The sequence below is a fragment of the Aquaspirillum sp. genome, from assembly GCF_055136605.1.
On record NZ_JBSQVP010000015.1, the window covers coordinates 30,324 to 41,981 of the forward strand.

Annotated in this window: 9 protein-coding genes; 3 read left to right on the plus strand and 6 right to left on the minus strand. The window is 48.8% G+C overall.

The annotated features are described in order from the left end of the window. Nucleotides 1–7 precede the first annotated feature (7 nt). Complete coding sequence (mutL, locus tag ACTBZS_RS04180; RefSeq protein WP_463043357.1) at nucleotides 8–1,933, plus strand: DNA mismatch repair endonuclease MutL; 1,926 nt, start codon at nucleotides 8–10, stop codon at nucleotides 1,931–1,933. On the opposite strand, the gene ACTBZS_RS04185 is transcribed toward mutL, so the two are convergent. The 5 genes from ACTBZS_RS04185 to ccoN form a co-directional block, all read right to left on the minus strand. Next, the gene (locus tag ACTBZS_RS04185; protein WP_463043358.1) at nucleotides 1,895–2,809 is read right to left on the minus strand and encodes an alpha/beta hydrolase; all 915 of its coding nucleotides are present in this window, start codon (nucleotides 2,807–2,809) and stop codon (nucleotides 1,895–1,897) included. The genes mutL and ACTBZS_RS04185 overlap by 39 nt on opposite strands. Before the next feature lie 70 nt (nucleotides 2,810–2,879). Beyond that, entirely contained in the window at nucleotides 2,880–3,794 is a 915-nt protein-coding gene (gene ccoP, locus ACTBZS_RS04190) for a cytochrome-c oxidase, cbb3-type subunit III (protein WP_460430786.1), read from the minus strand. Continuing rightward, the gene (locus tag ACTBZS_RS04195; RefSeq protein WP_460430787.1) at nucleotides 3,791–3,997 is read right to left on the minus strand and encodes a cbb3-type cytochrome oxidase subunit 3; all 207 of its coding nucleotides are present in this window, start codon (nucleotides 3,995–3,997) and stop codon (nucleotides 3,791–3,793) included. Before ACTBZS_RS04195 ends, ccoP begins: the two co-directional genes overlap by 4 nt. Nucleotides 3,998–4,011: 14 nt before the next feature. Next, the gene (gene ccoO / locus ACTBZS_RS04200; protein ID WP_022653104.1) at nucleotides 4,012–4,626 is read right to left on the minus strand and encodes a cytochrome-c oxidase, cbb3-type subunit II; all 615 of its coding nucleotides are present in this window, start codon (nucleotides 4,624–4,626) and stop codon (nucleotides 4,012–4,014) included. An 18-nt stretch (nucleotides 4,627–4,644) separates the two neighbouring features. Further along, nucleotides 4,645–6,072: a cytochrome-c oxidase, cbb3-type subunit I gene (gene ccoN, locus ACTBZS_RS04205; protein WP_460430788.1), complete on the minus strand. Its 1,428-nt coding sequence runs from the start codon at nucleotides 6,070–6,072 to the stop codon at nucleotides 4,645–4,647. Between the two features lie 353 nt (nucleotides 6,073–6,425). On the opposite strand from ccoN, the gene ACTBZS_RS04210 reads away from it, so the two are divergent. Next, the gene (locus tag ACTBZS_RS04210) at nucleotides 6,426–8,234 is read left to right on the plus strand and encodes a M61 family metallopeptidase (protein ID WP_463043359.1); all 1,809 of its coding nucleotides are present in this window, start codon (nucleotides 6,426–6,428) and stop codon (nucleotides 8,232–8,234) included. Between the two features lie 85 nt (nucleotides 8,235–8,319). Further along, nucleotides 8,320–10,965: an aminopeptidase N gene (gene pepN / locus ACTBZS_RS04215; RefSeq protein ID WP_463043360.1), complete on the plus strand. Its 2,646-nt coding sequence runs from the start codon at nucleotides 8,320–8,322 to the stop codon at nucleotides 10,963–10,965. A 3-nt stretch (nucleotides 10,966–10,968) separates the two neighbouring features. On the opposite strand, the gene rnhB is transcribed toward pepN, so the two are convergent. Beyond that, the gene (gene rnhB / locus ACTBZS_RS04220; protein ID WP_463043361.1) at nucleotides 10,969–11,574 is read right to left on the minus strand and encodes a ribonuclease HII; all 606 of its coding nucleotides are present in this window, start codon (nucleotides 11,572–11,574) and stop codon (nucleotides 10,969–10,971) included. Nucleotides 11,575–11,658: the final 84 nt, after the last annotated feature.

Genomic DNA, 11,658 nt, shown 5'->3' on the forward strand with positions numbered 1-11,658 from the left:
CTGTCCTATGCAACCAAAACGTATTCAAACCCTATCATCGCTCTTAATTAGCCAAATTGCTGCAGGGGAAGTGGTTGAGCGCCCTGCTTCTGCCTTAAAAGAAGTCTTAGAAAACAGCTTGGATGCCGGCGCACATAGTCTTGCCATTGAGCTTGTTGAAGGTGGGATGAAGCTGATTCGGGTACAGGATGATGGAATTGGGATTGCAGCAGAGGATTTGCCTTTGGCGCTGCAAAGACATGCCACTTCAAAAATCCACGCTTTAGAAGATTTACAACAAATCAACACCCTCGGCTTTCGGGGTGAGGGTTTGGCTTCGATTGCAGCCGTTTCTCGGTTAACGCTGAGTAGTCGCACCGAGGACAGTGAAATAGGCTGGTTAATTCGCGCAGAGAATGGCGTACTCTCGGAGCCAGAGCCCTGTCCGCGTTCGGTCGGTAGCAGCATCGACATTGCTGATTTATATTTTAATACTCCGGCTAGACGTAAATTTCTGAAAACAGCATCAGCAGAGTTTGCGCAATGTCATGCAGTGGTTGAGCGGTTAGCTTTGGCATGGCCACATTGTGCTTTTTTACTCAAACACAACCAAAAACAGATTGTACGTCTTGGCAGCCATACCCCCGATGAGCGTATCGCCGCGATTGCTGGGGAAGATTTTGCCCAACATGGCATCAAACTCAACACACAAGCCGCCCATCTTAAACTGCAAGGGATATTGGGACATCCCACTTTGCCTCATCGACAACGTGAGGTGCAGTTCTGTTTTGTGAACGGTCGGTTTGTGCGTGACAAAGTATTACAACACGCCCTACGGCAGGCTTATCACGATGTGTTACATCATGAGATTAAGCCGCACTATGTGCTGTTTCTTGAATTGCCTCCCGAAGAGGTTGATGTCAACGTCCATCCCACCAAAACAGAAATTCGCTTTCGTGATAGTCAGGCCATTCATCGTTTTGTATTTCAGGCCGCACATCAAATGCTGTCACAGACCCGTGCTGGCCATCTTGTGACTCAAGCAACATCACCTGTTACGGTGATGCCACCTGCTGCACCATCAACACCTCACCAAGCGGTGACAACCAACAGCACCGAGAGAGCATCTCGACCCACCACATCGTCAAGTTCAACACGGGAAAGCGCTTCATTTGGCACGCCATCTCGTTCTAATTCGACCATATCAGAGCGGAGTCAACACGATGGAGGAAAAGGCCTCACGTTTTATCAAACCTTATTTCAGGGCACACAAGAAGAACCCGTATTACAAGAGCCCAATATAGACAATTTACCAATCATCAACACCCCGACACCTTCTGTTGGGGAATCCGTTGGAGAATCACGCTTTCCTCCACTCGGCTTTGCTATAGGTCAGCTACATGGGGTGTATATTCTGGCGCAAGCGGAAACAGGTTTGGTCATTGTCGATATGCACGCAGCCCATGAGCGGGTTGTGTATGAAAGACTAAAAAACGCTTTTCACCGCGACCGAAATCTACCCAATCAAAGCTTGCTGTTACCGTATAGCTATGCGGCAAGTACAATCGAATGGGTAACAGCGGAACAAGGCCAATCAACGTTAAGCCAATTAGGTTTTACCTTTACGCTTACTGAACCGAATCAAATTGTGCTGCATACCATTCCAGCCGCCTTGGACAAGGCAGATCCCATTCCTTTGTTTAGTGCTACCTTAGCTGAACTTCACGAGTTTGGTAGCAGCCGCGTGATACAGGAACGACTTGATCATCTACTTGCCACCATGGCCTGTCATGGTGCAGTAAGAGCGAATCGCCAACTGAGCTTAACAGAAATGAATGCCTTACTGCGTGATATGGAAGAGACCGAGCGTAGCGGTCAATGTAATCATGGCCGACCCACTTGGCGCACCTTGTCATTACAAGAGCTCGACCAGCTGTTCCTGCGCGGGCGATGAGGAAGGAGGTTGCGGGTCAAGATGCAAACGTAGGAAACGCACCACAGCCTGTGCCTCAGCCGCCATATCAGTAAAACCTTCATGATCGCCTTGACTGACACGCAATTGACCAAGGCCAAATGGAACGGCTTGGTATAAAGCCTGAGCCTCTGACATCGGCACGGTTTGATCTTGTTCTCCATGCAAAATCAGCACCGGACAACGCAATTTATTGATCGAACGGATAGGGGCAATGTTGTCGAACGAGTAGCCAATCACTTTCTGCACATAACGTAAGATATATGTCCCAATCGGTTTCATTGGAATACGTTTACTTGCTAACCAGCGTCGCATCACAATTTCCGGATGTGTAAAGGCAGCCACGCTCACCACTGCGACCACATCACGGCGCCGACTGGCCACCAATAAAGCAGCCCCTGCACCCACCGAGTGGCCAAGCAGCGCTATCGGCTGGTGTTGGCATAGAGCATGTTGTTTTAACCACACAAGACCAGCCTCTATGTCTTCAGCAAAGCGTGGTAGTGAAGAAAAATTGTCATCCTCACTGCGACCATGACAACGCGCTTCTAACAAGAGGACATGAAAACCAGCTTGTTGTAATGGGGTCACCAGAGGCAACATCAACGCTGCATTGCTACCCCAGCCATGCATCACCAACAGTGTCGGGCGCGGTTGATCTGCACAAGGAAGCCACCATGCAAATAATTGTTTCTGATTTTTGCTGGTAATAAAAATAGTCTCTGCTGACAGGCCCAAGGCCATGGGCTCAGTATGATGCGGCACACGAGGTGCACGTAACCCGCGGCGGATCAACCAATGAAACCCTGTCCGTAATGCTAAACCTAAACCCACCCCTGTTATTGTCGCTAACCACATCACCATACCCTTAAAAAAATAACGCCCTCAACAAGTGAGGGCGTTATCTCAGGTGGTCAACAGCGCGAAATTACTTCGCTGCACCGTTGCTCAAACCCCATACATAAGCGGTCAGCAAGTGAATTTTGCCTTCGCCCAAGAATTCATTCCAAGCAGGCATCTGGTTCTTACGACCGTTGGTGATGCCTTCCATGATGACTTTCTCAGTGCTGCCGTACAACCACACATTGTCAGTCAGGTTAGGCGCACCAATCGCTTGGTTACCTTTGCCATCAGGACCGTGACATGCCGCACATACTGCATTGAATGCTTCTTTACCACGAGTAGCGCGCTCGGCATCATGCTTTTTGCCGGACAACGACAACACATAGTTAGCGGTATCACGCACTTTTTCTTCACCAAACGCAGCACCGAAGGCTGGCATTTGACCAATACGACCATTCACTAAAGTTTCGTGAATTTTTTCTGCCGAACCACCATACAGCCAGTCGTTATCAGTCAGATTGGGGAAACCTTTTGCACCGCGAGCATCCGCACCGTGACACTGCATACAGTAGGTTTGGTACAAACGATTACCCATTGCACGCGCCTCAGGATCTTTTGCCAACTCTTCCACGCTCACTTTTAAGTAGCGGTCGTATAAAGGCTGGTATTTTGCTTCAGCTTGTGCGCGCTCTTCCTTGTACTGGCCTACCGAAGTCCAGCCACGGATCCCTTTGAACGTTCCCAAACCTGGATACAACACCAAGTAGGCCACGCCGAAGATCAAGGTGAGGTAGAACATCCACATCCACCATTTCGGCAGAGGGTTGTTGTACTCCTCAAGGTCACCATCCCACACATGACCCATCGTCTCAACTTTTTCACCAGCCTTAACCGTTTTGGCTTTAGCTTGAGTCGTCAACAGTAATGTCAGGCCGACAATACCGATGATGACAATCGCCGAGATCCAGATGCTCCAGAAATCACTTACGAAGTCACTCATTGTTTTGCTCCAAGGGAGCCCGCTGTCTGACCCGATGGTGCCTGCTGTGGACGATCTGAAGCATCATCAGCAAAAGGCAGATGAGAAGCTTCATCAAAGCGCTGCTTAGGCGCTCGGCTGTAAGCCCAGAACACAATCGCCAAGAAACACACAATACCCATCACCGTGACGATGGTACGAATCAGATTAGCGGTATCACCCATGATAATTTTCCGTATTAGCGGGTATTTTTAATAGCCAGACCAAGACCTTGCAGATAGGCAATCATTGCATCCATTTCGGATTTGCCTTCCACTTCGCTCTTAGCGTTAGCGATTTCTTCATCGGTGTAAGGAACGCCCAGAGTACGCAGCGTTTTCATCTTGGCAGCAACGCCATCAGCGTCAGCCAAGTTTTTCTCTAACCAAGGGAAACCGGGCATATTGGACTCGGGCACCACATCACGAGGATTGATCAAGTGCACACGGTGCCATTCATCGGAGTAACGACCACCAACACGGGCCAAGTCTGGACCTGTCCGCTTCGAACCCCATTGGAATGGACGATCGTAAACCGATTCACCTGCAACGGAGTAGTGACCATAACGCTCAGTTTCAGAACGGAAAGGACGGATCATCTGTGAGTGACAGTTGTAGCAACCTTCACGAACATAGATGTCACGACCAGTCAGTTGCAAAGCGGTATAAGGCTTGACCCCTGGTGCTGGCTGAGTGGTTGATTTCTGGAACATCAAGGGCAAAATTTCCACCAACATTGCCACACTGATGACGAGGAAGGTCAGCACGATCAAATAACCGACGCGTTCCTCAATAAGCTTCTGAATTTTTTCCATGAGTGTTAAACCTCGACCTTAAGCGTGAGCGTGAGTGGAGAGAGCCGGAATCTTGGCATCCACAGCACGACCGAGGCCAGCGGTACGCCATACGTTGTAGGCCATCAGGAACATACCAGCCAGATACATAAAGCCACCCAGCAGACGGATAAAGTGGTATGGATAGGTTGCTTTCACCACTTCAGCAAAAGCGTAGGTCAAAGTGCCATCTGGGTTCAGCGCACGCCACATCAGACCTTGCATCACACCAGAGATCCACAACGCAGCGATGTACAACACAACGCCGACAGTTGCCATCCAGAAGTGCGCTTCAATCAGTTTGTTGGAGTACATTTGTTCACGACCGAACAAGCGTGGCACCAAGTAGTAGATAGAACCGATACTGATAAAGCCCACCCAACCCAAAGCACCAGAGTGAACGTGACCCACAGTCCAGTCAGTGTAGTGCGACAAGGCGTTGACGGTTTTGATCGACATCATTGGGCCTTCGAAGGTGGACATACCATAGAAGGACAACGACACAACCAAGAATTTCAACACAGGGTCGGTACGCAGTTTGTGCCATGCGCCAGACAGGGTCATGATACCGTTGATCATACCACCCCAGCTTGGTGCCAACAGAATCAGCGAGAACACCATGCCGATCGATTGGGTCCAGTCAGGCAAAGCGGTGTAATGCAGATGGTGAGGACCCGCCCACATATAGGTGAAGATCAGCGCCCAGAAGTGCACCACCGACAGACGGTAGGAATAAACAGGACGGCCCGCTTGTTTTGGCACAAAGTAGTACATCATGCCCAAGAAAGCTGCGGTCAGGAAGAAACCCACCGCATTGTGGCCGTACCACCATTGCACCATCGCATCCACGGCACCGGCGTAAGCAGAGTAGGATTTGGTGAAGGACACAGGCAAGGCCATGCTATTCACAATGTGCAACAGGGCAACGGCGAGAATAAACGCACCGTAGAACCAGTTAGCCACATAGATGTGCTTCACTTTACGGACAGCAATGGTGCCGAAGAATACGATTGCATACGACACCCAGATCACAGCGATCAAGATATCGATTGGCCATTCCAGCTCGGCATATTCTTTACCCGAGGTAAAGCCGAGTGGCAGGGTTACTGCGGCCAATACAATCACCAGCTGCCAACCCCAGAAGGTAAAGGAAGCCAGCTTTTCAGCGAATAGACGAACTTGAGAAGTTCTTTGAACAACATAGTAAGACGTAGCAAACAGCGCACAGCCACCAAAAGCAAAAATCACCGCATTGGTATGCAGGGGGCGCAGACGGCCAAAGTGAAACCACGGGCCAAAATTCAGCTCGGGCCACACCAACTGGGCGGCGATAATCACGCCAACCAGCATGCCAACAATCCCCCAGACCACGGTCATGATGGCAAATTGGCGCACCACCTTATAATTATAAGTGGATTGCGTTTCCATTTAAGGTTTCTCCAAGGTTACAAACGTAAAATCTTGCGAGGTTGCCGCTCTTAGGCTATTGACGGCACGTCCCTCCGCCACCAGCTTGAAATCTCATCCCAACACCTTATCTAGAGATGACTTTTCTGTCGTTTCAACATCCTGACTTTTGAAATTCGACATTATTACCGGTGGATCACCCTGCCCGACACAGATGCTTTTGTATCGGACCGACATATTGCACCGCGCTATTCTACATCCAGACGGGCTTTGTACCAACGCTACATAGGCTGTGGTAGCTGGATTGTATTGTCATGTCTTGACATCTTATTGACCTACATCAAGCGCATTCGGCCTAACAACGAGCAAATCACATGTTTACTGTTCATTATCAGATCTCGGCACATCCCACCCATGCACAAGCATTGGACGTGGCCATCGCGATTACGCTTCCAGCACCACAAGATATACAGCTCATGCTACCAACATGGATACCAGGTAGTTACCTTATCCGTGAGTTCTCACGGCATCTGCACGCGGTAACTGCCAGTACAGCCAAGGGCCAACCATTATCGTGTGAAAAACTCGACAAACACCGTTGGTGCGTCGCAGCAACGGAAACCCATTTTACCGTACGCTACACCGTTTATGCTTACGATTTATCAGTGCGAGGTGCTTACCGTGACCAACAACGGGTATTTATCAACCCCGCTTGCGTTTGTTTGGCACTAGAAAACGCACCAGATACGGCAATTTCACTGACACTTTCACCCTTTGGCAACCCAGACTGGGCGGTTGCAACTGCACTGCCCGCACAGAATGTCGATTCACAGGGATGGGGATGTTACACAGCGACCGATTATCAGCATTTGATCGATTGTCCCATAGAAATCGGTTCGTTTCAGCGAGTTTGCTTTGATGTTGAGGGGCTTCCCCATGAATTTGTTTTATCGGGTGCAGACCAACGAGTCGATCTCTCTCGTTTAGTCAACGACACGGCAGCGATTTGCCGTGAACAAATTCGTTTTTTTGGTGGAGAAACACCATTTACACGCTATGTCTTTTTGTTACATGTTGGGGATGGCCTGTATGGTGGCTTAGAACACACCTCAAGCACCGCTCTCCTTGCAGATCGTAAAGCCCTACCCCTACCCCTACCCAACCAAGCACAGCCCCATGATGAATATCATGACTTACTCAGCTTGATTAGCCATGAATACTTCCATGCGTGGAATGTCAAAACCATCAAGCCACAGGCTTTCACCCCTTATCAACTACAAGCAGAAAGCTATACCCGTTTATTGTGGGCATTTGAGGGGATTACTTCGTATTACGATGAGCTTTTCGTATTACGTGCAGGGCTGATGTCATTCGAAACCTATTGCAACAAACTGGCCCACAGCATCAGCCACGTTCAACGCCAACCAGGACAACAGCGACAAACACTGGAAGCATCAAGCTTTGACGCATGGATTAAATTTTATCGACCGGATGAAAATACCGCGAATGAAGTCGTCAGTTACTATCAAAAAGGGGCGCTAGCCGCACTGGTACTGGATTTAGCGATTAGACGTCATAGCCAGAATCAAAAGGCTTTAGATGATGTCATGCGCCATCTCTGGCGGCATGTGACAACAACACAACAAGGCTTAGCAGAACACGAATGGGAACAATTGGCCAGTGCCTACCTTGGTTGGGACATTTCACCGCTGTGTGATGTGCTGTTAAGAAGTACACAACCGCTTCCCTTGGCAGCGTATTTGGCTGATGCAGGCATTGATTTAAGTTGGCATGTTGCAGCGCATGACCAAGATAAGGGCAAAGCGATCACCACCGCTACTCCTTTACCCTCTCCAGCAAAATGCAGCGTCAGCTTGGGTGTTCGAACACAAACCGATGTACTAGGGTGCAAATTACACACTGTTTATCAGGGTGGTTCGGCAGCAACGGCAGGCCTTGCAGGTGGTGATATTATTTTAGCAATCAATGGATTACGTGTTAAAGACTTAGACAGTGCCTTAGCCGGCTATCAGGCAGGGGATACAATTTCTGTCCATATTCTACGCCGAGAGTATTTATTGCAATTTGAAATTGTTTTGTCAGATAAGGCACTAGATACTTGTTATTTACAACATCCAGATTTTGCATTGCAGCAAAATATCTGGCCAACTGCCATTCAGTAAAACCAACCCAAACAACAATTTATGTCTTTTTTAAAGATGCCGTCTTATAATAGGCGGCATTGTTTTTTATCTCTCGCTGACCATTATGACTGCAACCCATTCCCCCCCAACCATTCATCTTCGCCGCGATTATCAAGCCTCGCCATTTTTGGTGGACCGTGTCGATCTTACTTTTGATATTCGTGAACAATCAACTCGTGTTCACTCACGGTTGTTAATTAAACGCAATCGTCACGCTATTACACATCATAATCTGGTATTACATGGCTCTGCTTCACTGAATGTTATTCACTTAGATGGTGAAGTTTGGCCAACCGAACGCTATGAACTCAACTCAGTGGAAGAAACATTAACTTTATTTGAGGTGCCCGAGAGTTTTATTCTAGAAATTGAAACTGAGGTATTTCCAGAAAAGAATACCAGTTTAATGGGGCTATATGCCTCTAATGGCAATTTATTTACTCAATGCGAACCAGAAGGTTTCCGCAAAATTACCTATTATCTCGACCGGCCTGATGTGATGGCAAAATTCTCCACCACATTAATTGCTGATAAAACACGCTATCCAGTTTTATTATCAAATGGCAATAAAGTTGGGCAAGGACTTTCTGATAAAAAACGGCATTGGGTCAAGTGGGTTGATCCCTATCGCAAACCCAGCTATCTGTTCGCAGTGGTAGCAGGAAAATTAGCCGTGGTACGCGATGAATATCTCACCCGTTCTGGCCGTAAAGTTGCTCTCGAAATTTATGTCGAAGCCCATGATGTGGATAAAACCCAACATGCCTTGCGTTCACTAAAACGCGCCATGAAATGGGATGAAGATCGCTTTGGCCTTGAGTACGACCTCGATACTTATATGATTGTTGCTGTCAGCGACTTTAATATGGGCGCGATGGAGAACAAGGGCCTCAATGTTTTCAATACAAAATTTGTCCTTGCACGGCAAGACACAGCGACCGATTTTGATTTTGAAGGTGTGGAATCGGTCATTGGTCACGAGTATTTCCATAATTGGACCGGTAATCGTGTGACATGCCGCGATTGGTTTCAGTTATCGCTGAAAGAAGGCCTCACCGTTTTTCGTGATCAAGAATTTACTGCCGATTTATACAGTCGTGCGGTCAAACGGATCGAGGATGTACGACAGCTACGCACAGCACAGTTTCCAGAAGATGCTGGCCCAACCGCCCACCCGATTCGCCCCGATTCGTATATTGAAATGAATAATTTCTACACCATGACAGTATATGAAAAAGGGGCCGAAGTGGTGCGGATGTACCAAACGCTGTTTGGACGAGAGGGATTCCGCAAGGGGTTAGAACTGTATTTCCGCCGCCATGATGGCCATGCCGTGACCTGCGATGATTTTCGTCAAGCGATGGCCGACGCTAATCAATATGACTTAACGCAATTTGAACGGTGGTACGACCAAGCGGGCACCCCCGAAGTCGCCGTGGAAATGTTCTATAACCCCTCGGCACACAGTGTCACTTTGCATATCCGACAGCATTGCCCTCCTACACCCGGTCAAACAGAAAAAGCCCCGTTTCTTATTCCATTAACCCTTGCTTTATTTGATCCAAATGGCCATGCCTATCCTCTGCAGATGTCGGAGGAAAGCGAAGCACAGGGCAATGAGCGGGTGTTAATTCTGCGTGAACGGGAACACAGCTTTACTTTCATTCATATCGATCACCCACCGATTCCATCACTGCTGCGTGATTTCTCAGCACCAGTCAAACTGCATTACCACTACAGCGCACAAGAACTGGCGTTTTTATTTGCCCATGACACCGATGCTTTTAACCGTTGGGAAGCCGGTCAGGTGCTGTTTAGACAAACTATTTTGCAGCAGTTAGACCATCCACAATCGACGCTCAATCTCCCTTCTGTGATTGTTGAAGGGGTACAACGCATTTTACACAGCGAAACCTTAGATCCTGCTTTTAAAGCATTGGCTTTAACACTACCAAGCGAGGTGGAGTTATTTGAAGCTGTGCCGGGTGAAGTTGATCCAGTGGCGCTGGTACACGCTCGGGAAATGGTTAAAGTCGCGCTTGCGCGCAGCCTGCGCCATGAATGGCAAACCACATATCAGCGTTGTCAACGCACCTCGTTCCGCCACGAGGACAATGGATGGCGTAGCTTGAAAAACCTATGTTTGGCTTATCTCAATGCAGTGGATGACCCCATTGCAGTGGAATTGGCACAAGTACAATATCAAAAAGCAGACAATATGACCGATCAAGCAGGGGCGTTGAGTGCCTTGCGTGATCGGCAAGGCACGATACGAGACCATTTATATGAAGATTTTGCTCAACGTTGGCAAAAAGAAGCGTTGGTAATGGATAAATGGTTTGCTCTCCATGCCGCTAGTTTGCGCTCAGATACGCTCAGCCGCACCGAAGCCCTGCTACAACATCCGTGTTTTTCTTTGAAAAATCCGAATAAGGCGCGGGCGGTACTCGGTTCATTTGGCCGCAATTTGCTGCATTTTCATGCAGCGGATGGCAGTGGCTATCGGTTCTTGGCGCAAAAAGTGCTGGAAATCGACCAGTTCAATCCACAGGTGGCATCCCGCTTAGTCAGCTTATTTAACCGCTGGACACGGCTCGAACCCCAACGGCAGCAGTTAATGAAACAGGAACTGACCACAATTGTGCAACAACCGGGTCTGTCACGCGATGTATTCGAGATTGTCTCTAAATCACTCGAAGCCACGCACTAAGTATTAGAACAGGACGTGCTGTTGCTGTGCTGCAGCGCGTTTAACCGGCGCAAAACTCAGCCGGTGAACAGCCGCAATTGGGCCAAATTGTTCTAAGGCGGCTAAATGCGCGGCAGTTGGATAGCCTTTGTGTGCAGCAAATCCATATTGTGGGTAAGCCTCGTCTAACAACAAAAGCTCTGCATCACGCGCTGTTTTTGCCAAAATCGAAGCGGCAGAAATTGCCTTGACTTTGCTGTCCCCTTTGACAATAGCTTCTGCCGCCATTGCTAAGCCACTTGGGATGCGGTTGCCATCGACCAACACTCGTTGTGGTTGTAACGTCAATCCCTCCACCGCCCGCCGCATTGCTAACAAGCTGGCCTGTAAGATATTGAGTTGATCAATTTCTGCCACCGATGCCGAGGCAATACACCATGCTACGGCATGGTGTTTAATCTCGGACGCCAGTTGATCGCGTTTTTTCTCTGATAGCGTTTTTGAATCTGCCAAACCGACAATCGGACAGGGATCAGGCAGAATCACCGCCGCCGCCACCACACTGCCGGCCAACGGCCCACGGCCTGCTTCATCGACACCGGCCACCCACTCGCCTAACCATTCGCTCAACGGTTTCCCTTTTTTTCTTTTCCACCATGCAAAGCGATGGTTTGCAACACAGCTTGAGCAGCTAACAATGCACTATCCGCCCGC

Excerpts from the sequence above, each read along its gene's own strand:
- ACTBZS_RS04195 (WP_460430787.1), bottom strand. The coding sequence starts at position 3,997 with ATGGGTGATACCGCTAATCTGATTCGTACCATCGTCACGGTGATGGGT.
- ACTBZS_RS04185 (WP_463043358.1), bottom strand. The coding sequence starts at position 2,809 with ATGTGGTTAGCGACAATAACAGGGGTGGGTTTAGGTTTAGCATTACGG.
- ccoP (WP_460430786.1), bottom strand. The coding sequence starts at position 3,794 with ATGAGTGACTTCGTAAGTGATTTCTGGAGCATCTGGATCTCGGCGATT.
- ccoN (WP_460430788.1), bottom strand. The coding sequence starts at position 6,072 with ATGGAAACGCAATCCACTTATAATTATAAGGTGGTGCGCCAATTTGCC.
- ACTBZS_RS04210 (WP_463043359.1), top strand. The coding sequence starts at position 6,426 with ATGTTTACTGTTCATTATCAGATCTCGGCACATCCCACCCATGCACAA.
- ccoO (WP_022653104.1), bottom strand. The coding sequence starts at position 4,626 with ATGGAAAAAATTCAGAAGCTTATTGAGGAACGCGTCGGTTATTTGATC.
- pepN (WP_463043360.1), top strand. The coding sequence starts at position 8,320 with ATGACTGCAACCCATTCCCCCCCAACCATTCATCTTCGCCGCGATTAT.
- mutL (WP_463043357.1), top strand. The coding sequence starts at position 8 with ATGCAACCAAAACGTATTCAAACCCTATCATCGCTCTTAATTAGCCAA.